The organism is Streptomyces sp. 1-11, from assembly GCF_007176755.1.
In the GTDB taxonomy this organism is placed as follows: Bacteria; Actinomycetota; Actinomycetes; order Streptomycetales; family Streptomycetaceae; genus Streptomyces.
Map to the genome: position 1 here is coordinate 271989 of NZ_BJTV01000008.1, position 22691 is coordinate 294679.

29 protein-coding genes are annotated in these 22691 nt (G+C 73.4%); 10 read left to right on the plus strand and 19 right to left on the minus strand.

The genetic code is table 11. The features are described from left to right. Nucleotides 1–238 precede the first annotated feature (238 nt). The 3 genes from TNCT1_RS19560 (at nucleotide 239) to TNCT1_RS19570 (ending at nucleotide 1920) form a co-directional block, all read left to right on the plus strand. Complete coding sequence (locus TNCT1_RS19560; RefSeq protein ID WP_235902731.1) at nucleotides 239–883, plus strand: lytic transglycosylase domain-containing protein; 645 nt, start codon at nucleotides 239–241, stop codon at nucleotides 881–883. Nucleotides 884–949: 66 nt separating this feature from the next. Next, the gene (locus tag TNCT1_RS19565) at nucleotides 950–1447 is read left to right on the plus strand and encodes a hemerythrin domain-containing protein (RefSeq protein ID WP_143633806.1); all 498 of its coding nucleotides are present in this window, start codon (nucleotides 950–952) and stop codon (nucleotides 1445–1447) included. Between the two features lie 80 nt (nucleotides 1448–1527). After that, entirely contained in the window at nucleotides 1528–1920 is a 393-nt protein-coding gene (locus TNCT1_RS19570; protein ID WP_143633808.1) for a DUF2267 domain-containing protein, read from the plus strand. 48 nt (nucleotides 1921–1968) lie between these two features. Here TNCT1_RS19570 and TNCT1_RS19575 read toward each other — a convergent pair whose 3' ends face one another. Next, entirely contained in the window at nucleotides 1969–2394 is a 426-nt protein-coding gene (locus TNCT1_RS19575; RefSeq protein ID WP_143633810.1) for a DUF6003 family protein, read from the minus strand. Nucleotides 2395–2558: 164 nt separating this feature from the next. After that, entirely contained in the window at nucleotides 2559–2888 is a 330-nt protein-coding gene (locus TNCT1_RS19580; RefSeq protein WP_143633812.1) for a helix-turn-helix domain-containing protein, read from the minus strand. A 115-nt stretch (nucleotides 2889–3003) separates the two neighbouring features. Here TNCT1_RS19580 and TNCT1_RS19585 point away from each other — a divergent pair, with 115 nt between their 5' ends. Further along, nucleotides 3004–3531: an STAS domain-containing protein gene (locus tag TNCT1_RS19585; RefSeq protein WP_143633814.1), complete on the plus strand. Its 528-nt coding sequence runs from the start codon at nucleotides 3004–3006 to the stop codon at nucleotides 3529–3531. On the opposite strand, the gene TNCT1_RS19590 is transcribed toward TNCT1_RS19585, so the two are convergent. The 5 genes from TNCT1_RS19590 to TNCT1_RS19610 all read right to left on the minus strand — a co-directional run bounded on the left by TNCT1_RS19590 (nucleotide 3453) and on the right by TNCT1_RS19610 (nucleotide 8466). Next, the gene (locus tag TNCT1_RS19590) at nucleotides 3453–5150 is read right to left on the minus strand and encodes a RecQ family ATP-dependent DNA helicase (protein ID WP_143633816.1); all 1698 of its coding nucleotides are present in this window, start codon (nucleotides 5148–5150) and stop codon (nucleotides 3453–3455) included. The genes TNCT1_RS19585 and TNCT1_RS19590 overlap by 79 nt on opposite strands. 165 nt (nucleotides 5151–5315) lie before the next feature. Continuing rightward, on the minus strand, nucleotides 5316–6251 hold the full coding sequence (locus TNCT1_RS19595) for an SDR family oxidoreductase (RefSeq protein ID WP_143633818.1): 936 nt from the start codon (nucleotides 6249–6251) through the stop codon (nucleotides 5316–5318). A 144-nt stretch (nucleotides 6252–6395) separates the two neighbouring features. After that, entirely contained in the window at nucleotides 6396–7589 is a 1194-nt protein-coding gene (locus TNCT1_RS19600; RefSeq protein ID WP_143633820.1) for an amidohydrolase, read from the minus strand. A 174-nt stretch (nucleotides 7590–7763) separates the two neighbouring features. Then, a complete protein-coding gene (locus TNCT1_RS19605; protein WP_373920485.1) occupies nucleotides 7764–8150 on the minus strand; it encodes an SRPBCC family protein in 387 nt (128 codons plus the stop codon). Between the two features lie 52 nt (nucleotides 8151–8202). Continuing rightward, nucleotides 8203–8466: a hypothetical protein gene (locus TNCT1_RS19610; protein WP_143633822.1), complete on the minus strand. Its 264-nt coding sequence runs from the start codon at nucleotides 8464–8466 to the stop codon at nucleotides 8203–8205. Nucleotides 8467–8707: 241 nt separating this feature from the next. Between TNCT1_RS19610 and TNCT1_RS19615 the strand changes: the two genes are divergently transcribed. Beyond that, a complete protein-coding gene (locus tag TNCT1_RS19615) occupies nucleotides 8708–9160 on the plus strand; it encodes an RICIN domain-containing protein (RefSeq protein WP_143633824.1) in 453 nt (150 codons plus the stop codon). A gap of 67 nt (nucleotides 9161–9227) precedes the next feature. Here the strand turns inward: TNCT1_RS19615 and TNCT1_RS19620 are convergent, their stop codons facing one another. The 4 genes from TNCT1_RS19620 to TNCT1_RS19635 form a co-directional block, all read right to left on the minus strand. Next, nucleotides 9228–9494, minus strand: coding sequence for a DUF4235 domain-containing protein (locus TNCT1_RS19620; RefSeq protein ID WP_143633827.1), 267 nt, complete (start codon nucleotides 9492–9494; stop codon nucleotides 9228–9230). A 4-nt stretch (nucleotides 9495–9498) separates the two neighbouring features. After that, nucleotides 9499–9957 (minus strand): DUF3618 domain-containing protein, encoded by a 459-nt coding sequence (locus tag TNCT1_RS19625; RefSeq protein WP_143633829.1) that lies wholly within the window; start codon nucleotides 9955–9957, stop codon nucleotides 9499–9501. Then, nucleotides 9954–10385: a phage holin family protein gene (locus tag TNCT1_RS19630; RefSeq protein WP_174266354.1), complete on the minus strand. Its 432-nt coding sequence runs from the start codon at nucleotides 10383–10385 to the stop codon at nucleotides 9954–9956. Before TNCT1_RS19630 ends, TNCT1_RS19625 begins: the two co-directional genes overlap by 4 nt. Before the next feature lie 89 nt (nucleotides 10386–10474). Beyond that, the gene (locus TNCT1_RS19635) at nucleotides 10475–10939 is read right to left on the minus strand and encodes a phosphatase PAP2 family protein (RefSeq protein ID WP_235902733.1); all 465 of its coding nucleotides are present in this window, start codon (nucleotides 10937–10939) and stop codon (nucleotides 10475–10477) included. A gap of 241 nt (nucleotides 10940–11180) precedes the next feature. Between TNCT1_RS19635 and TNCT1_RS19640 the strand changes: the two genes are divergently transcribed. Beyond that, complete coding sequence (locus tag TNCT1_RS19640) at nucleotides 11181–11660, plus strand: ATP-binding protein (RefSeq protein WP_143633831.1); 480 nt, start codon at nucleotides 11181–11183, stop codon at nucleotides 11658–11660. 54 nt (nucleotides 11661–11714) lie between these two features. Here TNCT1_RS19640 and TNCT1_RS19645 read toward each other — a convergent pair whose 3' ends face one another. Further along, the gene (locus tag TNCT1_RS19645; protein WP_235902734.1) at nucleotides 11715–12737 is read right to left on the minus strand and encodes a magnesium and cobalt transport protein CorA; all 1023 of its coding nucleotides are present in this window, start codon (nucleotides 12735–12737) and stop codon (nucleotides 11715–11717) included. Nucleotides 12738–12829: 92 nt separating this feature from the next. Here TNCT1_RS19645 and TNCT1_RS19650 point away from each other — a divergent pair, with 92 nt between their 5' ends. After that, nucleotides 12830–13876: a hypothetical protein gene (locus TNCT1_RS19650; RefSeq protein WP_143633833.1), complete on the plus strand. Its 1047-nt coding sequence runs from the start codon at nucleotides 12830–12832 to the stop codon at nucleotides 13874–13876. 119 nt (nucleotides 13877–13995) lie between these two features. Beyond that, entirely contained in the window at nucleotides 13996–14916 is a 921-nt protein-coding gene (locus TNCT1_RS19655) for a class I SAM-dependent methyltransferase (protein WP_143633835.1), read from the plus strand. 70 nt (nucleotides 14917–14986) lie between these two features. Here TNCT1_RS19655 and TNCT1_RS19660 read toward each other — a convergent pair whose 3' ends face one another. Then, nucleotides 14987–15601 (minus strand): TetR/AcrR family transcriptional regulator C-terminal domain-containing protein, encoded by a 615-nt coding sequence (locus tag TNCT1_RS19660; protein WP_143633837.1) that lies wholly within the window; start codon nucleotides 15599–15601, stop codon nucleotides 14987–14989. Between the two features lie 68 nt (nucleotides 15602–15669). Between TNCT1_RS19660 and TNCT1_RS19665 the strand changes: the two genes are divergently transcribed. Further along, nucleotides 15670–16281: a peroxiredoxin-like family protein gene (locus tag TNCT1_RS19665; protein WP_174266355.1), complete on the plus strand. Its 612-nt coding sequence runs from the start codon at nucleotides 15670–15672 to the stop codon at nucleotides 16279–16281. 29 nt (nucleotides 16282–16310) lie between these two features. Here the strand turns inward: TNCT1_RS19665 and TNCT1_RS19670 are convergent, their stop codons facing one another. Continuing rightward, entirely contained in the window at nucleotides 16311–16880 is a 570-nt protein-coding gene (locus TNCT1_RS19670) for an ATP-binding protein (RefSeq protein WP_143633840.1), read from the minus strand. 174 nt (nucleotides 16881–17054) lie between these two features. Between TNCT1_RS19670 and TNCT1_RS19675 the strand changes: the two genes are divergently transcribed. Then, nucleotides 17055–17663 carry a TetR/AcrR family transcriptional regulator gene (locus tag TNCT1_RS19675; RefSeq protein ID WP_143633842.1) on the plus strand — a complete coding sequence of 203 codons (609 nt, stop codon included), beginning with the start codon at nucleotides 17055–17057 and terminating at the stop codon, nucleotides 17661–17663. A gap of 4 nt (nucleotides 17664–17667) precedes the next feature. Here the strand turns inward: TNCT1_RS19675 and TNCT1_RS19680 are convergent, their stop codons facing one another. From TNCT1_RS19680 to TNCT1_RS19700, 5 genes are all read right to left on the minus strand, one after another. Further along, nucleotides 17668–18612 (minus strand): PfkB family carbohydrate kinase, encoded by a 945-nt coding sequence (locus TNCT1_RS19680; protein WP_143633844.1) that lies wholly within the window; start codon nucleotides 18610–18612, stop codon nucleotides 17668–17670. Nucleotides 18613–18728: 116 nt separating this feature from the next. Then, a complete protein-coding gene (locus TNCT1_RS19685) occupies nucleotides 18729–19730 on the minus strand; it encodes an SIS domain-containing protein (RefSeq protein ID WP_143633846.1) in 1002 nt (333 codons plus the stop codon). 86 nt (nucleotides 19731–19816) lie between these two features. Beyond that, nucleotides 19817–20653: an ABC transporter permease gene (locus TNCT1_RS19690; protein ID WP_143633848.1), complete on the minus strand. Its 837-nt coding sequence runs from the start codon at nucleotides 20651–20653 to the stop codon at nucleotides 19817–19819. Further along, complete coding sequence (locus tag TNCT1_RS19695) at nucleotides 20650–21477, minus strand: ABC transporter permease (RefSeq protein WP_143634030.1); 828 nt, start codon at nucleotides 21475–21477, stop codon at nucleotides 20650–20652. The genes TNCT1_RS19690 and TNCT1_RS19695 overlap by 4 nt, the downstream gene beginning before the upstream one ends. Before the next feature lie 47 nt (nucleotides 21478–21524). Next, nucleotides 21525–22652 (minus strand): spermidine/putrescine ABC transporter substrate-binding protein, encoded by a 1128-nt coding sequence (locus tag TNCT1_RS19700; RefSeq protein ID WP_216856659.1) that lies wholly within the window; start codon nucleotides 22650–22652, stop codon nucleotides 21525–21527. Nucleotides 22653–22691: the final 39 nt, after the last annotated feature.

A 22691-nucleotide genomic window follows, 5' to 3' on the forward strand; every position in this document is an offset into this window, starting at 1 on the left:
CGCCGCTCACCCGGCCCACACCCCCCTGGCCCCGGAGCCTCTGCTCCCGCCGCTCACCCGCCCGCACCTCGGCTTTCGGCTCCCGGCTCGCATTACGCCGCCGGGGGCCGTGGCGCGTCCGCCGACGCGGTGGGCGGTGGATTGAGCCACCACCGCGCGGGCAAGCGGACGTCACGGCGGCGGAGCCCGGACGGGCCCCACCGCGTCCGTCGGTTCGACCAGGGAGAGTGGACAGGGGATGACGCGGGAAACGATCGCGGCGCCGGGAGGACCGTCCCGGCCGGCCGGGCGGGACGACGCCCCGACGCCGCCGCTGCGGCCGGGCGGGTACGACCCGGGCGACTACGCCCCGCTCGTCGTGCACAGCGCCGAGGAGGCCGGGGTGTCGGCGCTGCTGCTGATGGGAGTGCTCCACAACGAGGCGTACAAGCCCCACCACCCGCTGCTGGAGCGGCTCTGGCACTGGTGGAAGCCCGAGGCCTCCTTCGGCATCGCCAACATGCACCGGGCGACGTTCGAGGAGGTGCGGCACGCGCACGGCCTGACGGGCCGGTGGGAGGACCTGCGCGACGACCCCGCGTTCGCCGTGCGGGCGGCGGCCCTGCACCTGAAGGACCTCGACCGGCGACTGCCCGAGCGGCACGTACGCCGGTACAGCCGGGACGAACTCCTCGCCCTCGGCTACAACGCCGGTGAGCGCAACATGCGGGCCTTCGCCCGCGGCGTGCCCCCGGGCCCCATGGCCCGGTCCTACCTCCGCCGCCTGCGGGCCAACCGCCGCCGTTCGGCCAGGGCGCTCGCGGCGGTCGCCGGCCCGGACACCCCCGTTTCCCGGGCCGTGACGACACGGCCGGCCAGCGGCGATCGGGCAAATGGGGCATAAAGAGCATCCTGGGTGGGGGTGCGGGTAACGGGATGTGAAAGTCACTCCGACAGGGAGGTGCATCCCATGACGCCGACTCAGGACGTCGTCGAGATGATCCTGGAGGATCACCGGACGATGGAGGACCTGCTCCGCCTGATGCGCAGCACGGAGGCCGATCGCCAGGGCGCGCTGCACGACTTCGCCCACCTGATGATCGCGCACGGTGAGGCCGGGAGAGCCTCGGTGCACCCCGTGCTGGTGTCGTTCGAGGACGCCGGCACCGTCGAGCACGTCGAGGCCGCGCACCGGGAAGCCGTCAAGGTTCTCTTCGCGCTGCTCCACGTGGAACGGATCGGCTCCGCCGAATGGGACTGGAGGCTCCAGCAGTTGGCCTCCGCCACCGCCCGGCACACGGACGCCGAGGAGCGCACCCTGGTCAACCGGGTGCGCGAGAGCCTCAGTCGGCGGTGCCGGGAGGAACTCGGCGCCGGCTTCGCCCGGACGGAGGCCGAGTTGCTGACGGCCCGGTGCGGCAGCGTCGCCAACGTGCACCGCATGGTCCACGACGCCGCACCCGTGTGATGTCCCGCCTGCTTCGTGAACACCCGGCGCCGGGGCCGTCCCGGCCGCCGCGGAGGACAGAGCCACGACAGGAGGCCGTCATGAACTGGACCCTGGACACCTTCCTCACCCAGGTCGCCGAACGCGCGGGCTACGACGGGCCGCGGCAGGGGGCCAGAGCCGTGCGCAACGTGCTGGAGGTCCTCGGCGCCCACCTGGTGGGCGACGACCGCACCGACCTGGCCGCGCTCCTGCCCGGCGGCTGCGGGGCACTGCTGACCGAGAGCGCGCCGGCCAGCGAGCCGCTGACACCGGCGTCGTTCGTCGAGGCCGTGGCCGACCGCAGCAACGAGGACCTCGACGAGGCGAGACGCGAGATCGACGCCGTGCTGCCCACCCTCGCCGAGGTGGCGGACCAGGCGCTGCTGCGCCGTCTGCTCACGCAGTTGCCGCCGGGCCACGCCGGTCTGTTCGGCCGCACCGAACCCGGCTGACCGGGCCGCTCGCCCGCCCGGCGCCGGGTTGCGGAGTGAGGCCGCCGATCAGTCGCCGACGGCCTGGACGATCTCCTGCGGATCCAGACCGGTGAGCTGCGCGATGCGCGGCGCGGGGATGCCGGCGGTCAGGGCGCGGTGGACCAGCGACTGCCAGTCCTGCGTGGTGTCCCGGAAGTTGACCAGCTCGGTCTCCAGGTCCGTCACGGACCTCGGCGCACAGGCGTGCTCCACCCGCAGGGTCTCCTCCTCGCCGAGGGGGACCGGCAGCCGCTCCGCCTCCTCGGGGATGAGCACCTCGGATCCGGCCGGGAGGATCCTGACGTGCTCGGAGGAGGCGGGGAGCCCGTGGGCGTGCAGCCAGCCCTGCACCGCGGGGCTGTCGGCGCACTCCAGCTCACCGACCGCGGACAATGCCGCACCCAGACGCGGATGACGTTCCGGGAGAACGAACAGCAGGGCCTCGTCGGCCATGGTCGGCACCTCTTTCACAACAGCTGGGCAGGGGTCCCATCACTATCCCCTCCCCACTCGCTCTGCCCGCATCGGCACCGCTCACTCACCCCGGAGGATGGCGCACCGTTCGCGTGTACGCATGGTCGACGGTCGCGGCGGGCGGGGCCCGGGGCCCGGGCCGGCTAGTCGCTCCGCACCGTTCGGTCGGCGTCGTCCTGGGCGAGCAGGGACAGCAGCGAGGCCACGGTCAGCCCGATCCCGGCCTCCGCGGGGTGGCGCAGGATCCGGCTGGGGTCGATCCGGTAGGTGTTGCTGCGCCCCTGGCGGGTGTGGGACAGGTATCCGTCCTGCTCCAGGTCGGTGATGATCTTCTGCACGGCGCGTTCGGTCAGCCTGCAGTGGGCGGCGATGTCGCGGATGCGGGCGTTGTGGTCGTCCGCGATGGCGGCCAGTACGCGGGCATGGTTCGTGAGGAACGTCCATCCGCTGTGTGGCTCGGGCACTCCATCCATGCTCCGAGTTTACTGGTTACGGCTTCACGCATCCAAAAACACGTACTTTGTTTCCGGCATCGAGTGGCGTACTTTGGTTGCCGAGCAACGCGTCGAACGGATGACGGAGGGAGCCATGCGCGAGCCGGCCCATCACGGAAAGTCCCTCTTGGCGCGCCCCTCGGCGGGTGCGGGCGCCGGCCGGGACGCGGCGCCGCCGGGCGGCGTGGTCGTCACCTCCGCGGCGAGCGGATGCCGCACCCGCGTCACGGTCCGCGGTGAGCTCGACCTCAACGCCGGCCGGCACCTGCGCCACCGGCTGCACACCGCGCTCGCCGACTCGGCCTGCGGCCTCGACCTGGACCTCAGCAGGCTCGGCTTCTGCGACTGCGCGGGCCTCAGCGTCCTGCTGGACCTGCGGCAGCAGGCCCTGCGCCAGGGCAAGACCGTCACCATCGGCACCGTCGGCCCGGCCGTCGAGCGGCTGCTCGAACTGGTCGGCGCCCGCGGACTGTTCGACGCCCCGCACGTGTGCCGCAGGCCGGCGCCGCGGCCGGGCGCGGGGGACCGCACCCCGGCCGCCGGTCACTCCCCGTCCGGTCCGCTCACCACCGTCAGCAACTGCTCCCGGCCGGCCAGGGCGTCCAGGGAGAGCGTCCGGTAGCCGACCTCGTCGAAGAGCACGGTGATGCGGTCCCCGTCCTCGCTCAGCACGGTGCCCCGGCCCCACCGGGCGTGCCGCACCGGGACCCCGGCCGGATACGAGCCCGCGTTCGCGGGCCGCTCCTCGCGCGCCTCGTCCGCGCCGGCGGCCTCCTGCTCGTCGCACACGTCGCAGTTGCCGCACGCCGTCTCGTACCGCTCGCCGAAGTAGCCGAGGAGGAAGCGCCGCCGGCAGCCGGTCGACTCGGCGTACGCCCGGGCCATGTCCACCCTGGACCGGTCCATCCGCTTGTGCGCCCGCGCGCTGTCCGCGGCCCGCCGCACCGCGCTCGACGGCTTCATGCCCGAGGCCGGCCGGATGGCGCCGGAGCCGTCCGTGACCACCGCGCCGGCCTCCTCCAGCAGGTTCACTGCCGTGGTGACCCGGGCCCGGGACATCCCCACGTCGCGCCGCAGCTCGTCCAGGTCGGGGGGATCGCCGGAACTGTCGTGGACCGCCCGCACGACCTCGTCCACGGACTCCGGCCGCACCGTGCGGCTGCTGAAGAACGCCTGCATCCCGGTGTCCTCGGCCCGGTAGTGCAGTACGGCGAGGGCGGGCCGCCCGTCGCGGCCGCAGCGCCCGATCTCCTGGTAGTAGGCGTCCAGGGAGCCCGGCAGCGAGGCGTGCAGCACGAACCGCACGTTCTCCTTGTCGATCCCCATGCCGAAGGCCGAGGTGGCCACGACGACGTCCGTGTCGCCCGCCAGGAACGCCTCGTGGACGCGCCGGCGCTCGGCGGCGCGCAGGCCCGCGTGGTAGGCCTCGGCGGCGAGCCCGAGGGACGCCAGTTCCGCGGCGTACGACTCGCTGTCCTTCCGCGTCGCCGCGTAGACGATGCCCGGCTTCGCGGCGGCGGCGGCCTCCTCGACGACCACGCGCCGCCGCTCGGCGTCCTCCAGGTGGAGGTGTGCCTCGAGTCTGATGTTGGGGCGGTCGAAACCGGTGACGAGCTGGCGTGGCCGCTCCATGTCCAGCCGCTCGACGATGTCCTGCCGCACCGGGGGCGCGGCGGTCGCGGTCAGCGCGAGCACGGGCGGCCTGCCCAGCCGCCCCACCGCCTGGCCGAGTCGCAGGTAGTCTGGCCGGAAGTCGTGGCCCCAGGACGACACGCACTGGGCCTCGTCCACCACGAAGAGACTGGGGCGCGCCTCGGCCAGCCGCCCCACGACCTCGTCGTTGGCCAGCTGCTCGGGAGACAGGTACACATAGCGCACCGCGCCGTCCCGGACCGCTTCCCACGCGGCCTCGGTCTCCGCCGCGCCGAGGTCGGAGTTCACGGCCACGGCGCCCGGACCGCGCTCGCCACCGGGCAGCCCGGCGATCTGGTCCCGCTGCAGCGCGAGCAGGGGCGAGACGACCACCACCGGCCGGGGCAGCAGCAGCGCGGGAACCTGGTACACGGCGGACTTGCCGGACCCGGTCGGCATGACGACCAGTGCGTCCCGTCCCTCCAGCACCCACCGCATGGCGGTGAGCTGCTCGGGACGCAGTTCGTCCCAGCCGAACACCTCGGCAGCGGTCTCGCGCAGCCGCCGGGTCGCCGACCGTCCGCCTGTCCGTCGTCCGTCCTCGGTCATGTGCGCGATCCATCCATCGGTGATCCACGGGGCGCCGCCGGAACGCGGCGCTGCCCGGGTCACCTGGTGCGTTCCCGGCAAACGCGGTGCGACGGGTGCGAAAGGACCGTCCGTGGTGTGCGGGTCCGGCGCGGGAGGACGGCCGGGGCCGCCTGTGCCGTGGCTCTACGGATGGTCGGGCGGTCGGCCCGCGGACCGGTAGGCGTCCCAGTCGGCGCGTCCGCCGGCACCCAGCACCGTGAGATCGGAGGCCAGCTCGGCGGGGGAGTGGTGCCGCAGTTCGCGGCGGGTGATCCGGGCCACAACAGACGGGAAGAGCGGCCGCAGCGGCTGGCACCAGCGCAGCCACGGCGGCGCGTAGACGGCCCGGGCGCGCCGGGCGATGCCGGAGGCGAGCCAGTCGGCGACCTGGTCGGCGCTGTGGACGCGGCGCGCGAACCGCGGCTGGTTGCGGCGCAGCGCGCTCAGCACGGGGTGGTCGTCGATGCCGGCGACCATGTCGGTGCCGGTCCAGTGCAGGTAGGCGACGCCCACGCCGATGTGATCGGGTTCGACCTCGCCGCGCAGAGCCAGCGCGAACGACTCCGCGCCGGCCTTGGAGGCGCAGTAGGCGCTCATCATCGGCGCGGAGCCGAAGGCGGCCGTGGAGGCGATCTGCAGGAAGTAGCCGCGTGTGCGGGCCAGTTGCGGAAGGAAGGCCCTGGCGGTGTTCGCGGCGCCGACGAGATTGACGTCGACGACCCGCTGCCACAGGTCCGCGGGCGTGTCCGCGAACGGGCCGCCGGCCGCGATGCCGGCGTTGGCCACGACCACGCTCGCCGGGCCAAGTTCCCGCTCCACCAGGCGGGCGGCGCTCTCCAGCGCGGCGCGGTCGGTGACGTCGGCCTCGACGCAGAGGGTCCGGTTCGGCAGGGCGGCGGCCGCCCGGCGCAGGGTCTCGTTCTCGCGTCCGAGCAGGACCACGCTCATGCCCGCCTCGGACAGACGCCGGGCCAGCGCCTCGCCCACCCCACGCGCGGCCCCGGTCACCACCGCGACCCGTCCGCGCAGCGGTGCGCCGGCGCCACGGCGGTGCCCGGCCGTGCCGGAGATCTCACGCACTTGGGGTCCTCGCTCCCGTCGAAGGCGGCTGACGGCGCCCTTCCGGCTCACCTACCCGGTCCGGGCGGTCCGGCCCGCGGTGCCTGGTCCGTTCGGCCGAACGGTGGTCCGTCGGTGGCGCGGGCGGCGGCCCCGGTGCGCGGGTCAACGGCCCGCCACCTCCTTCGGACGCAGGTCCGACCAGGCGCTGTCGGCCAGGCCGGGCTCCAGCAGCACGTCGGCCGCGGTGCACGCCAGAGCCTCGGCGGCGGCGAGCATCGTGGCCCGGCCCCGGGGACCGGCCGCCGCGGCGGCGAACTCGGGGGTGTGGTCCGAGGCGTCGGAGTCCAGGATGGCGACGAACGGATGGATGGCCGGGACCCTCGTGCTGACGTTCCCGATGTCGGACGAACCGAGGTGGACGCCGGGCACCGGATCGCCGACCGTCATGCCGGCCCGCTCCAGATGCCGGGCGAACGCACGGGACAGCACGTCGTTGTTGCGGAAGTGCTCGTAGCGCACGGACGCCTGCCCGACGTCCGTACGCGTATCGGTGGCCAGGGCGATCCCCTCGGCGCACCGGGTCAGCTCGGCGATCAGGGCGTCCAGGTCGTCCCCGGTGGAACCGCGCAGCCCGAAAAGCCCCTCGGCGTACTCGGGCACGATGTTCGTGGGCTTGCCGCCGTCGGTGACGATGCCCTGCACGTGGGAGCCCTCGGGGAGCCTGCGCTGCAGCCCGTCGAGCGCGGTGAACAGGCGGACGAGGGCGGCCAGCGCGTCCCGGCCCTCGGTCGGGTTGCCGGTGGGGTGCGCGGCCCGGCCGTGGAAGGCCACCCGGTACTGGACCTGGGCGGTGAGGGGCGCGGACGACCAGCTGTACACGCCCGGGTGGAACACCAGGGCCGCGTCCACTCCGTCGAAGACGCCCGCCTCCACCTCCCGGACCTTTCCGCCGCCGCCCTCCTCCGCGGGCGTGCCGACCACCAGCAGCGTGCCGTCGACCGGACCCAGTGCCCGGTTCAGCGCCAGTGCCGCGCCGAGCCCGGCACCCGCGATCAGGTTGTGTCCGCAGGCGTGCCCGAGGCCCGGCAGCGCGTCGTACTCCAGCAGCAGCGCGACCCTGGGGCCCGTGCCGGTGCCGGTCGTCGCGGTGAAGGCGGTGGGCATGCCTGCGACACCGCGCTCGACGGTGAAGCCGCCGGCCTCCAGTTCCCCGGTCAGCAGGGCCGCCGAACGGTGTTCCTCGAAGGCGGGCTCCGGATGCGCGTGCAGGTCTAGCGCGATCCGCCAGAGCCGTTCGGCGAGGGCACTGGTCTCCCGTGCGATGGCGGTGTGGACGGTGGCGAGGTCATGTGGCATGCGATGTCCAGGGCCGAGGTGGGACCGACACGAACCGGGCGACCGGCGGGTGTGCCCGGGCCCCGGACCGCGCGGGTACCACGCCCGCTCCCGGCTACGCCCGAGCGGGGCGTCGAGCGCCGGGCGCGTGCCGAGGCCCGCGGCGCGAGGCGCCGGGCGCCACCGCCGGCCGGGTCAGGGCCGCACCAGGCGGCGCAGGGCCAGCCGGGCGAGCGGGGCGTAGGCCGACAGGACCAGCCACGGGCCGTGCATCGTGAGGCTCGTCGTGCTGCCCCGCCCGTGTGCCCGCACGTCGTGACGCAGGCGGAGCCGGGCCGGGCCCAGCCGCACCCGCCAGGTCCAGGTGCGCCGGTCGTGGTCGACGGATTCGACGACGAAAGCGACGCGGAGACCCGCCACCGACTCGACCGTTCCGCGCATGCCGGCGGTCAGCCGGCGATCGGGCGTGTGCACGGCCCTGATCTGCGGGGACCAGGACGGCCAGCGATCGACGCACGCGTAGCGCCGCCAGACCGTGCCGGGAGCGGCCGGGCCGGTGGCGCGCAGGGTCAGGCGTCCCACGACGCACCCGCGGGACACCGTGCCCGGGAGGACGCCCGGGCGCCGCCGGCGCTCACCCGGTCTGGTCCCGCAGGTACTCGGTGAGAGCCTTGCCGGGACGGAACGCGGCCGTTCCGTCGGCGACGTGGAAGCTGCCGAAGCTGCCCAGGGTGACCGTCTCCTGGGCCTTGAGCACCTCGGCGATCGTCCCCGCGTGCTCCACCGTGCCGAAGAGGGTGTCGAGGACCCGTCCCACCTCGTCCGTGCCGAGCTGCTCGCCGGCAGCGCGTTCGGCCTGGCGGCGGGCGGTCATCTCGATGAGCTTGGACTTGTCCATGTGCACGTTCCTCATCGCGTCGCGGTGATGATGCTCAGCGCTTCCACCATCGCGGCACGCCGGACCGACCGCATCTCCCGGCGGGCACCCGAGTGGCCGAAACGGCCTCCACCGGGGCACCGGCCGAGCCGGACGGCGCGGTGCCGCGCCACCCGAACGAGTGGAGGCTCCTGGCGGACGCGGGTGCGCCGCTCGGGCCGGCCCTACGATCCCTGAGGAAGGCTGAGGCAAAGGGGGACCCATGTTTCTGACAAGGCTGGCGGCCGCGGGAGCGGGCGCCGTGCTCGCGGTGAGCCTGAGCGGTACGCCGGCGAACGCCGCGCCGGTGCTGTCCAACTTCGTGAACCAGGCCACGGACCGCCCGTGCCTGGACTTCCGGGCGGACTACGGCCCGTACGTCTTCAACTGCAACGGCACCTCGTACCAGAGGTGGTACTGGAACGACGATGTCGAGTACACCGCATTGCGGCAGCAGGCGACCAGGCTGTGCCTGACGCTGCGCAACGACCAGTTGAGCATGAAGCCCTGCTCCGCCGCCGACGACGCGGCACTGTGGCAGATCGACGAGACCAAGCCCGCGCTGATCAGGAACATGGTCAGCCGCAAGTGCCTCGCCCGGGCGGCGAACGACCGCGTCTCCACCGCGGCCTGCACCGGGGGCCCCTCACAGCGCTGGTCGCTCCGGTTCTCCTGAGCCGGTTCGGGGTGAACGAGGGGGCGGGGCCGGCGAAACTCGCCGGCCCCGCCCCCTCGTCGGCCGGTCAGCCCGGCCAGGTGCCGGTCAGCCGGCGAGTGGCGACCGCGCCCGCACGGTCCACGGCCGCCTTGACGCCCGCGAAGATCGCGCCCTGCAGGGTCGCCGCGAGCAGAACCTCGCTCCAGCCGCGGTCCTCGTCCGTGGCGTCGGGGGCGTCATCGTCGTGACCGGCGACTTTCCACGCCTGTTTGAACAGGCCGCCGGCCAGCATGCCGCTGACGGCGCCCAGGGCGAGACCGACCGGCTTGTAGGCGATCTTGGATGCCTTCACCGCGTCAGCCCTTCCGACGGCACATCAGCCACACCACCGCGACCGCTGAGGCGGCGGCGAGGACCAGGCCGCGGTTGTCCCGCGCCATCCGCGCGCCCTGGGCCGTCCTGGCCCGCACCGGCTCGGGCACCTTCTCCTCCCACACCTGGCCGGCCTGCCCGGCCACCTGCGCGGCCTGCTCCTTGACCGGGTCGGGCAGCTTTTCCTGCACACGCGAGACCGCCTGGGCGGCAGCGGCCCTGGCCTGCCCGGCCTTGAGCGCGGCCCGTTCCTTCAACTCACCCGCCTTGACGGCCGCCTGGTCCTTCACCTCGGCGGCCTTCTCCTTGGTACGGGCCTTGACGTCGGCCTTGGCCGCGAGCGCCTCCACCGTGTCTCCGAGTTCCCGGCGAGTGTGCTCGACCTGCTCGCGCAGCTCCTCGGGGCTCTCGGCGGTCGGCTCGTCATGAGGCGACTGGGTCATCGGTGCGCACTCTCCTTTATCTCGGCCACGTCGGCCTTCACGTTCTCGATCGTCGCCTCGGGCGCGGGCGGCGCGGCCTCGGCGAACTTCTTCTTCCCGGTCAACGCCATCACCCCGGCGACCACCGCGAGGACCACGGTCACGATGAGACCCGCGGCCCACACCGGCAGCGCCACCGCCAGTGCGGCGATCACCGTGCTCACCAGGGCCTGAAGCATCAGGAACCCGACCAGGCCGGCGCCGCCGAACAGCCCGCCGCCCTTGCCGTACTTCTTGCCCTTCTCCTTCATCTCCGCCTGCGCCAGGCGCAGTTCACCGCGCACCAGTTCCGTCAACTGCTGCGAGGCGCGCTGCACCAGCTCGCCCACGGGTTCCTGCCCCGCCGTCTCATGGCCGAGGCCCTGACGCGGCTGCGTACTGGACGACATGGGGATCACCTCCTCCGTACCGACTCCGTCCTGCGGGAAGCGCGCCTCGGCGCCCCCGGTGAACGCGCGGGTACCCCGAACAGACCAGTTCAGGACACCCAATTCGCCCGCTGCCTGCGTACGAGCCACGCGGCGGCCAGCCCGATCACGGCCCCGGCGGCGACGTCACTGGGGTAGTGGGCGCCGCTCTGCACGCGCTCCACCGACACCAGGGCGGCCGGCACCGCGCACAGCACGCCCGCCGCGGGCCACGCCGGCAGCACCGCGGCCGTGAACGCCGTGGCGGCCGCGGTGTGTCCGGAGGGGAACGAGGAGGAGTCGGGCCGGTCCTCCACCTCGTCGTGCGGTATCCATTCCTTCGGCGGCCGGGGCCGGTCCGCCAGTCGCTTGCACAACCCGTTGGCGGCCAACTGCGCCACGCCCAGCGCCACCAGGCCCGCCCCGGCGGCGCGACGCCCGCGCCGGCCTCCCGCCGCGGCCATGACCACCGCCGCGCCACACCACAGCTTGGTGCTCTGCGCGCACTCCTCCACCGCCGACAGCGTCCGGTGCACGCCCGGTGTGGCGCACGCCGCAATCCGCCGGGTCAGACGCCGATCCGTCTCACGCAACCCCGCAAACAGCATCATGAACAGCAGGTATCCCGGGCTCAGCCACTCCATGCGCACGCCGATCCGGGGACCGGTGGCGGACGATGCCGGGATGAGACGGATCCGACACCGGGGTATCCGGCGTCACCTATGACCGACGCGGGTATACGCGCGAAGGACGAACGGGGTGCAGAAGGTGGCCGCGATGGAACCATTGCCGGTGGGCGAGGACGGCACCACGCCGGGGAAGTGGACCGTGCAGACCACGGTCGCCCTGGACGGGGACGGCGCGGACATCGCGCAAGCCCGCCATCTGACCGCGGAGTTCCTCACCCGCGTGCAGACCGAGCACGGGCTGCCCGTCTCGCAGCGCGCCATGGACCTCACCCAACTGGTGGTCAGCGAACTAGTCACCAACGCCCGGAAGTACGCCCCCGGCCCGGTGCTGCTGGACCTGCGCATCACCGGTGACACGGTCGAGGTCATGGTGTGGGACTCCGATCCCGTGCTGCCCATGGCCAAAGCAGCGGACGCCGGCCGGGTGGGCCAGCACGGGCTGGAGATCGTCATGGCCGTCGCCCAGGGCTTCGAAGCGCAGCGGGAGCCGGTCGGCAAACGCGTCACCGCGCGCATCGCCCTGGCCGACGACCCCGGCGGCGCCGTGTCCGGGCGCCCGCCCCAGTAGCCCGGCTTCGGCGACCGGGGCGGGACTCGGGCGCGGCCCGGCGCCGACCGGCCGTCACAGCCAGCCGTTGCGGCGGAAGACCCGGTACAGCAGCCCTGCGCCGAGCACCATCACGGCGAGCGCGCACGGGTAGCCGTAGCGCCAGTCCAGCTCCGGCATGTCGGCGAAGTTCATGCCGTAGATGCCGGCGACCGTGGTGGGAACGGCGAAGACCGCCGCCCACGCGCTGATGCGGCGCATGTCGTCGTTCTGCCAGGTGCCGACCTTCGCGAGATGGGCGTCCAGGACGGAGCCGAGCAGGTCGTCGAGGGCGCGGACTTCGGCGTCGGTGCGGGTGAGGTGGTCGGCGACGTCACGGAAGTACGGCACGACCTGCGCCGGCCAGCCGTCGCGCGGCTTGGTGAAGGGCTGCACGACCGGAACGAGCGGCTGCACCGCGTCGCGGAACTCCACGACTTCGCGTTTGAGCGAGTAGATCTGCTCGGTCAGGTCGTCGCGGGCGGGTGAGAACACGCACCGCTCCAGTTCCGTGAGGTCCGTGCGGACCTGTACGGCGGCCTCGGCGTAGGCGTCGACGATTACATCGGTCACCGCGTGCAGTACGCAGACCGGTCCGAGCCGGGCCATCTGCGGCTGCTCCGCGAGCCGGCGCGCCGCCTCCGCCGTGGGATCGTCCGCACCGTGCCGGACCGTCAGCGCGAAGGACGGGCCGAGGAAGATCATCACCTCGCCGGTCTCCACGTCCGCCGTCCGCTCGACGAACCACAGCGTCTTCAGGGCGACCGCGAGCACGTCGCCGTAGCGCTCCTGCTTCGGCCGCTGCCGGGCCTGCACCGCGTCCTCGATCGCCAGCGGATGGAGCTTCAGGTGCTCGCCGAGCTTCTGCAGCTCCTCCTCGCGGGGTTCGTCCATGCGAATCCAGGCGAACTCGTCCGGCTTCAGTACGGCCAGACGCTCCAGGGCGCCCTCGCGGTCGCCGTCCGCCCGCCGGCAGTCGATGGTCTCGCTCGCACCGGTCTTCTCCTGGTAGATCACGCACTCCATGCCCACACGGGTGCTTCCGCCGGCGCGTTCCATGCCCCGCGACCTCAGGAAATCACCGCCGGAGGCCGGTTTCCGGCGCAAGATCCTGTTGTGGCCGGGGGCCGGAGTCGATCAGGCTCGCGGTCATGAGACCTCTTCGGCACACAGCATGGGGCGCCGTCCTCGCAGCGGCCGCGGTCATCGCGCCGGCCGCGCCCGCGTCCGCGGTCACGACCGACCTCGGCACCCTCCCGGGCGGCACGCAGAGCAGCGCGACCGGCGTCAACAGCGCGGGTCTGACGGTCGGCTGGGCCCGTCTTTCCGCCAACGCCACCTATGCCACACGCTGGAACACACAAGGCGCCATCAGCCGGTTGGCCGCCCCTCAGGGAAGCACCGGGAGCGAGGCTCTCGCCGTCAACGACGCCGGCGTGATCGTCGGCGACGCGACCGGCTCCAGCGGCCAGGAACCGGTGCGCTGGAACGCCGACGGCACGGTCACCCGCCTGGCTGCGCCACCGGGTGGCAAGGGCGGCGTGGCGCAGGCCGTCAGCGGCAACGGATTCGTCGCCGGTCTGACCTACGACGCGACCAGCGGCCTCAGACGGGCCGCGCGCTGGAATCCCGACGGCAGCGCCACGGCCCTGCCCTCGCTCCCCGGCGACAGACAGGCCTGGGCCCTGGGCGTCAACAGCTCCGGGGTGGCCGTCGGCGTCTCCCTCAGCTCCGGCCTCCGGCTGCGTCCGGTGCGGTGGAACCCGGACGGCACGGCGCAGGAACTGCCCGTGCTGCCCGGCGGCACCGCGGGCCGGGCCAACGGCCTCAACGACAACGGTGAGATCGTCGGCATGTCCGGTGTCAGCACCGCGATGGGGCCGAGGCAACTGGTCCCGGTCCGCTGGAAGGCCGACGGCACGGTCAGCGCGCTCCCGGCACTCGGCGGCGACGACGGTGGCGAGGCCACCGCCGTCAGCGGTCTCGGGGTCGTCGTCGGCGAGTCCACCAAGGGCGGACTCAACCCGCGTGCCGTGCGGTGGAGTTCGGACGGCGTCGCGACGGATCTCGGGGTGCCGGCCGGCGGCGGGAACGCGTGCGTTCCGGCCTCGGTCAACGTGAGCGGCACCACCGTCGGGGAGTGCGGCGTCAACGACCCAGCGGACGCCACGCTGTTCCACGCGGTGCGCTGGAACTGACGGCCGGTCGAGGCGCACCGCCCGGGCCGGGCCGACCCGAGCGGAGCACGGCCGCCGATGTCTCGCCGGGCGGTGCACCGGCCGCCGAGGCGGACGGGCCTGGTGTTGAATGTGGCTCCATGGACGGAAGCGGGCGTGCGGCGAGCCGGACGGCGGTACTGGTCTGCCAGGGGCGGGCGGCCGCTGACGGGAGGACGGCCACGGACCGGTTCGCGGATCCGGTCGCGGTCGGGCTGCTGCGCGCCGCGGAGCGCGCGCCCGTGGAGGAGGTACGCGCGAACACGCCACCGGAGGGCCGGCGGGAGCGCCTCGTGTACGAGAGCGTGCGGGCGTGCGCCGAGGTCGTCGTGCCGCGGACGGCCGCCATCGACGCGGCCCTGCGCGCCCACATGACCGGCCAGCTGGTCATCCTCGGCGCCGGCCTGGACACGCGCGCGTGGCGGCTGCCGGACCTCGCGCGCACGGATGTCTGGGAAGTCGACCATCCGGCTTCCCAGCAGGACAAGCGTGCCCGCCTCGCCGAGGCCGCCGCGGCGCTCGCCGGGCCGGCTGAGGACGGCCGGGTACCGGACTCCGGGCTCCCGGCCGTCGCCCGTTCCGTGCGGTTCACGCCGGTCGACCTCGCCGTCGACGACCTCGGCGCCGCGCTGGACGCCGCCGGACACGATCCGTCCGCGCCGACCACCTGGCTGTGGGAGGGGGTCGTCCCGTACCTGACGCGCGCAGAGGTGCGTGCCACGGTGGCCGCGCTCGCCGCCCGGACGGCCGCGGGCAGCTCACTCGTCGTCAACTACCAGGCGCCGTCGGCGAAGGCGGCCGCGGGGCGGCTGCTTGCGCGCGTGCTGGGTGCTTCCGTCACGGCGGGCGAGCCGTGGCGCTCGCTGTGGCGGCCGCGGCCGATGGCCGCGCTGCTCGCGGAGCACGGCCTGCGCGTGGTGTCGGACGACGACCTCCTGACCCTCGCACACGCCCTCGGCGGCCCGGTACGCGGGCGGGCGTCCCTGCGGTCGGGCCGCGTGGCCGTCGCGGAGAGCCGCTGACCGGGCCGCCGTCGCGGGAAGCCGCTGACCGGGCCCTCGGGTCCGACGTGCACGCGCGCGTGCGGGCGGGTCAGACGGCGAGCCCGTCCAGCAGGAGCCGGAGCCCGGCGAGGAACTCCTGGTCGGCGTCCACGTGCCGGGCGGTGCGGGCGGTCGCGCTCATGTGGGGGAAGTCGCCGGCCGGCAGCCGGGTGATCGCCGCGGTTCCCGGTCCGGCCAGCGGGCCGAGGTGTTCGAGCTGGATGGCCCCGATGAGGTAGGCGAGCAGGGCGCGCAGGGCGATCACGCGCCGCTCGCCGTCGATCCCGGCCGCCGTCAGGACGGCGAGCACGGTCTCCGCCCAGCGCAGCACGGCGGGGGAGTGGTGCCGGTGGACCACGGTGAGCGGGACGGCCTCCGGGTGGGCGCTCACGGTGTCGCGCATGCGTCGTGCCATGACCTCGACCTGGTCACGCCATGACGCGCCGGGGTCGGGCGGTCCGGTGTCCACCTCGCCCAGCACGCGTTCGACGACGAGCCGTTCGAGTTCCTCGCGGTCCCGCACGTACCGGTAGAGCCCCATCGTGCTCGTGCCGAGCTCCTGGGAGACGGCGCGCATGGACAGCGAGGCCAGCCCGTCGCGGTCGATGACGGCGAGGGCGGCCGAGGCGATCTGGTGTGCGGTGAGGGAACGCGGTCGTGGCATGACGGTTGACAGCGTACGGCATACGCCTACGCTGGTTGGCGTACGTCGTACGCCTACGGAGAAGAGGCATGCGCATGGTCCGGAGCCCGGGTAAGCCCCAAGTCGTCGTCGAGCGGCGCGAGCTCACCGCCGTCTCGGGCGAGCGGGTCACCCTTCCCGACCCCGATCGGCTGATCCACCTGCAGTTCCGGCGCTTCGCCGGCTGCCCGGTCTGCAACCTGCACCTGCGGACGGTGGTGCTGCGGCACCGGGAGATCGAGGCCGCCGGTGTGCGGGAAGTGGTGGTGTTCCACTCGCCGGCCGAAGAACTGGCGCCGCACGCGTCGGACCTGCCGTTCGCGGTGGTCGCCGACCCGGACCGGCGGCTCTACACGGAGTTCGGCGTGGAGCGGGCGCCGCGCGCGCTGCTGGACCCGCGGGTGTGGCTGCCCATCGTGCGGGCAGTCGTCAGCGGCGCCTGGAACGTCGTGCGCGGACGGGAGCGGCTGCCCTCCACCAGCCCGCACGGCGGCCGGCTCGGGCTCCCGGGCGACTTCCTCATCGCACCCGACGGCCGGGTGCTCGCGTCCAAGTACGGCGAGCACGCCTACGACCAGTGGCCGGTCGACGAACTGCTGCGACTGGCGGCCGGTGCGGACGCCCCGGCGGCCGCCGAGCGGCCGCCGGGGTCCGGCCGCTGACCACGGCGGGGATCACTCGTGGTGCGTGGTCACCGGGGTGCCACCCGCATCTGCTCGGCCCCGGCGGGCGCGTCCGGGCGGCGCAGCGCGAACCAGACGCTCTTGCCGGTGGCCGTCCGCACGCTGCCCCAGGCGTCCGCGAGCAGGTCCAGCAGCTCGGTTCCGCGCCCGCCCTCCGCGTCCGGGCCGGCGGCGTTGCGCACGGGGCCGGCCGGCTCGACGTCCTCCACCTCGCAGAGCAGCCGGGACTCGCCCAGTCGCAGGTTGAGCCTGAGCGGACCGCGCGTGTGCCGCAGGGCGTTGGTGACGAGTTCGCTGACCAGGAGCTCGGCGGTGTCGTCGAGACCGGTCACGGCCCAGTCGGCGAGCTGCGCCGTGACCAGCCGCCGGGCTCGGCGCACCGAGGGCGGTTCCTGTTCGAGGGGCCAGGAGGCGTCCCAGGCGGTGGCGCGTCCGCGGGGTGAGTCCAGCGGACGCACCGGCGCGAGAGCGCGCGACCACAGGGCCCACTGCCGGACGACCCATGCCCTCGTGACGCCGCGCGAGGAGCGGCTCGCGCGGCGAGCGGCCGCGGAGCGGCCGATGGCCAGGACGGCCATGGGGATCAGTCCTTCCGGAAGCAGGGGCCCACCGGTCCGCGCGCTGACGCGCCGGCCGAGCATGTAGCGGTCGCTACACCAAAAATATACATGTAATGGCTGCTACGGTAAAGATAGCTACAAAAGTAGCGTTCCGGGCATATCCGGAACCGCCCCCGCACTCCAGGAGCCGTCATGCCCCGCCCAGCGGATCCGGCGAAGCGACGCGAGCTTCTCGAGCGGGTCCGCGGCTATGTGCTGCGCAACGGTCTCCCGGGTCTCTCCCTGCGTCCCCTGGCCCAGGCGCTGGGCACCAGTGACCGCATGCTCCTCTACTACTTCGGCACCAAGGAGAGGATGCTCGCCGAGGCCCTCGCGGGCTACGAACGCCGCCCCCTCCTGCGCGCCCGCGAACTGCTGGAATCGGCCGGCTCGCCCACCGACCCCCCTGCCCTGCGCCGTTTCCTGGAAGAGGTGTGGCGGCAGTTCACCGCCCCGGACGTCCGTGCCACGCTGCCTCTCTACCTCGAGATCATGAGTGCCGGTCTGAGACACCCCGACCGCTACGGCTCCGTCATGCGCGACGTCGTCACCGGGTGGACCGCCCTGCTGACGTCCGTCTTCGAGGACCTGGGCATGACCGCGGACCGAGCGCGCACCCAGGCCACCCTCCTGGCCGACGCCTCCTTCGGCCTGCTGCTGGTGCCCCTGGCGGACGGGCACTGGGACCGTGCCGAGGAGGCCTTCCACGCCCTCCTCGACAGCCTGGAACCCGGCTGGCACGTGCCACGCGCGGGCGGGTAGGCGCTCATGCCGGGGGAGTGGGCGCGGCGGCCGCGGCGCCGGGTCCGGCCTGCGGGGCGGGCCGGGCTCCGGGTCCGGTCCGCTCGACCGGCGTCGGCCAGCCGTGGCCGAAGGCCGCCTCCACGAAGCACTGGCGGTACGCCTCCTCCGCGCCCCGCCGCAACGCGTCCCGCAGGGCCGCCGGGGCCGGTGCGACGCGCCGGGACCATCCGGCGCCCAGCAGCGACACGGCGAACCCGGTGAGGAAGGCGTCGCCGCAGCCCATCGTGTCGGAGAGGGACCCGGGGGCGGCGGTGCGGGCCGGTGCTACGGCCGTGGTCCGGCCGTCGTGGACGATCGCCCCGTGGAGGCCGCGGGTGGCCAGCGCCAGGCCGGCTCCCCGGCGCACCGCCTCGGCGAGCAGGGCGCGGGTGGCGGCCTCGTCCAGGTGCGAGCACGACAGCAGCGCCAGGTCCACGTGCGGGCAGACCTGGTCGAGATAGGCGGGCGTGCGGAACTCCTCCTCGTCGGAGAAGTCGAAGCTGACCAGCGGACCCGCCCCGGCCAGCCGCGGCAGGCCGGCCTCGGTGCCCGAGTAGACGCTGGAGTGCACCAGGCTGAAGGACGCGGCGTACGCGAGCAGCGAGGGGGTGAGGGGGAGAGGCCGGCGGACGGCTTCGCCGCCGGGCTCGTAGCCGAGGAAGACCCGGTCGCCGTCCCGCACGTGCAAGGTGGACACCGACGTCGCGCCGGGCCGCACGACGCTGTGGTCCGTGCCGACGCCCTGTGCCGCCACGGCCGCGCGCAGCCTGGTGCCGAGGTCGTCGTCGCCGAACACCCCCGCGTAGGCGGCGTCCAGGCCGAGCCGGCGGGCGTAGACGGCGACGTTGACGCAGTTGCCGCCGGGGTAGTCGGTGCCGCGGTCCACGAAGCGGTCGACGGTGTTGTCGCCGAGGCCGAGGACGTTCATCAGGGTCTCCCGAGGCGCGGGCGCGGTGCGCGGGGACACGGCGCCCGCCGAGGGCGCGCCGGTGCCGGGGCACCGGCGCGCGGGGCGGATGGACGAGGGGGAACCGGTCGGAGGGCTCAGTAGTCCATGACGCGGTAGTAGCGGCGCAGGTCGAGCGAGTGGTCGCGGACCCGCTCCAGGTGCTTGCTGACCCGGTCCATCACGGTGTCGAGCACCAGCGGGGCGAGCAGCCCGCGGAACTCCGGGCTGATGCCATCCAGCGGGTAGTCGCGGGTGTCGAAGACGGTGACGTCCTTGGAGACCCGCTTGGCGAACGCCTCGGCCCGGTCGGTCAGCGCCCGGGTCTCGTCCTCACCCTGGAACACGATGACGCTGGTGTCCTCCTCCAGCAGTTCCAGCGAGCCGTGGAAGAACTCCGCGCTGTGCACCCGGGTGGTGCGCAGCCACTGCATCTCCTCGAGGATGCACATGGAGTACAGGTAGGTGAACCCCCACAGGTTCCCGCCGCCGATGAGGAAGTGGTAGTCGGTGTCCTTGTGGGCCTCGGCGAAGTCCGCCGCCACCGGCTCGGCCCGCCGGGCGACGTCCACCAGGACGCGGGGCAGTTCCGCGAGTTCGTCGGCGAGCCGCTCGTAGCCCTCGAACTCGCCCCGGCGGGAGAGCAGCCGGCCCATGAACAGCAGCAGCTGGACGTCGAACGGCCAGGCCTTCGGCTCGGAGATCAGCGCGGTGTCGACGTTCCGGGCGACGGGGGACTCGGGGTGACCGGTGAAGCCGATGGTGTGGGCGCCCCGGGCCCTGCAGTACTCGATGGCCCGGAGACTGTCCTCGGTGGTGCCTGAGACGGAGGTGAAGACGGCGACGGTGCGCTCGCCGAGGCGGGCGTCGCCGGAGACGACGAGCTCGGCGGCGACGGCCGCCCTGACGGGCAGCAGCGACTGGCGCCGGGCGAGGTGCTCGTAGGGCCACATCTGCGCGTACGTGCCGCCGGCGCCCACGAGGAGGACGTTGTCGTAGCCCTCGTCGGCCAGACGGTCGACGGTCTTCTCTATCTCGGGACGCAGCGCCAGCAGGCTCTGCGTCTGGGAGACGAACTCGGCTTCGTTGAACTTGAGCACGGTGATGACTTCCTCAGGGGTTGTTCCGCACCGGCCGGCGTGTGCCGGTGAACCGGTGTTCCAGGGGGCGCGGGGACCGGATCGGGTCAGGCCGCGCGACGCCGGGAGAACAGCACGTTCGCCCCGGCGATGATCAGACCGCCGACGAAGATCAGCGTTCCCATGACGTTGACCTGCGGGGGCACGCCGGTACGGCTGGCGCTGTACACCCACAGCGGGAACGTGACCGTGCGGCCGGCGTTGAAGCTGGTGATGACGTAGTCGTCGACGGACAGGGCGAAGCAGAGCAGGGCGCCCGAGGCCACGCCGGGCAGCAGCATCGGCAGGGTGACCAGCCGGAACGCCGTCCACGGGCCCGCCCCCAGGTCGCGGGCGGCCTCCTCCAGCGTCGGGTCGTGCCCCGCCATGCGGGCCCGCACGGTGATGGCGACGTACGGGATGCAGAAGGCCACGTGCGCGATGACCACCGTCCAGTAGCCGCGGGGCACGCCCAGCACGATGAACAGCGACAGCAGGGCGGCGCCGAGGGCGATCTCGGGGGCCGCGATGGCGGCGAACATCAGCAGGTCCACCGAGCCCCGGCCGCGGAAGCGGTGCCGGCCGAGGGCCAGCCCGATCGGGGTGCCGAGGAGGGTGGCGACCACCGCGACGACCAGGGCGATGGTGAGGCTGTTGACGAGGGCGGAGGTCAGGTTGGGGATGGCGAACAGGTGCCGGTACCAGTCGAGCGTGAAGCCCTGCCAGGTGAAGTTCACCTTGCTGCCGGTGTCGTTGAACCCGAACAGGATCATGACCGCGATCGGCAGCAGCAGCCAGGCCAGCACCAGCACGGTGTACACGGTCAGGGTGGGGCGGCGTCGTGGGCGCCGGACGCGCGGCGCGGCGGGCGAGTCGGCCGTGGGGGCGGCGGTCGTGGTGGTCATCGCGCGGCCGCCTCCAGGACCTCGTCGGTGCCCAGGGCCCGGGCGTAGGTGAACACGGCCAGCAGCAACGCGCCCATGAGGACGAAGGACAGCGCGGAGGCGCCGGGGTAGTCGAGGTTGGTGAAGTACTCGGTCTGGATGATGTTGCCGATCATCGTCGTCGAAGGGCCGCCGAGGATGCCGGCGTTGACGTAGTCGGCACAGGCGGGCACGAACGTCAGCAGCACTCCGGCGAAGACGCCCGGCAGCGACAGCGGCAGCACCACGCGCAGGAAGGTCCCCGCCCGGGAGGCGTACAGGTCGGTGGAGGCCTCGATCACCTTGGGGTCCACCCGTTCCAGCGCCACGTACACGGGCAGCACCATGAACGGCAGGAAGTTGTAGGTCAGGCCGCCGATCACCGCGTAGGGCGTGGCCAGCAGGTGGAAGTCGGCCGGGAGCAGACCGATGTCCTTCAGCGGCCCGAGCAGGACGCCGTGGTCGGCGAGCACCACGTTCCACGACTGGGTGCGGATGACGAACGACACGAAGAACGGCAGCAGGAGCAGGAAGAGGAACACCGACTTGTGCCGGCCGGCCCGGAAGGCGATCCAGTAGGCCACCGGGTAGCCGACGACGGCGCAGGCGGCGGTCGCCGCGACTCCGTAGACCAGGGATCTGACCAGTTGCACGTGGTAGGTGCGGACCACGTCGGCGTAGGTGCCGAAATGGAAGGTCTGGCGGAAGCCGTCGATGAAGTCGCCGGTCTGCAGCGACAGCGACACCATCACGATCACGGGGGTGACGAAGAAGGCCGCCAGCCACAGCCAGCCCGGCAGGATCATCAGATACGGGGCCAGCGCCTGCCCGGGGCGACGGCGCCGCCGCCGGTTCAGGCCTGGTAGATCGGTTCGAACAGCGCGTTCCACTGCTTCTCCTCCTCTTGGTCGAGCACCCGCAGACGGCGCAGCTTCGACTGGTCGGCCTCGGTCGGGAAGACCAGGGGGCTGGTGCTCAGGGCGTCCAGCACGGTGCGCCGCCGGCCGGTCGCGGCGGCCGCGTCGCGGGCGACGACGCGCTGCGCGGCGGGGACGGGGCAGACGAACTGCACGGTCTCGCTGATCCGGGCGGCGACCTCGGGCCGGTAGGCGTAGTCCATGTAGGTCAGCGCGTCGACGGGGTGGGCGGCCGTCGACGGGATGCAGAGGTTGTCGGTCCACAGCAGACCGCCCTCGTCGGGGATGACGAACTCCAGCCGCGAGCCGCTCTGGTTGGCCTGGAAGACGTCGCCCGAGTACACGAGCGAGGCCGCCAGGTCGCCGCGCTGCAGGGAGGACTGGTAGGTCGAGGTCGAGTAGGAGCGGACCATGCCGGCGTCGCGCTGCCTGCGCAGCCAGGCCGCCGCCTTGCGCCAGTCGGCATGGGTGGAGGTCTCCGGGTCCACGCCCACGGCCAGCAGGGCGATGTTGCCCAGCACCGCGTCGTTCCACATGCCGACCCGGCCGCGCAGCCTGGGGTCGAGCAGGTCCTGCCAGCTGGTGATCCTGCGGCCGACCCGGGCCGGGTCGTAGCCGATGCCGGTCATGCCGGACTGCCAGGGGACGGTGTAGACGTTGCCGTGGTCGAACGAGGTGTTCTTGAACGCCGCTCCGCCGTACTTCGCGAAGTTGGGCAGGCGGCTGTGGTCGAGCGGGGCGAGGTAGCCGAGTTCGATGTACTTGCCGAGATAGCTGTCGCCGCCGACGACCATCAGGTCGTAGCCGATGCCCTGACCGGAGGCGAACTCGGGCTGGATCTTGCCGATCAGACCGGCCACCCGCTCGCGGGCCTCGGCCAGCGCCCGGCGGGGCGGGCCGGCGTAGGAGTGGCCGCTGGACGGGTTGCCGAAGAACTCGGTGAGGTACGGCGCCATCGCCTGCGCGACACGCGGGTCGACCGGGGTGGTCGCGTTGTGATCGAGGTAGACGGGCCCGCCGGCCAGACCCGGGTGCGTCGGGGGGCCGCCGCCCGCGCCGGTCACGCGTCCTGGAACGGGTCCGGGAACGGGTCCGGGAACGGG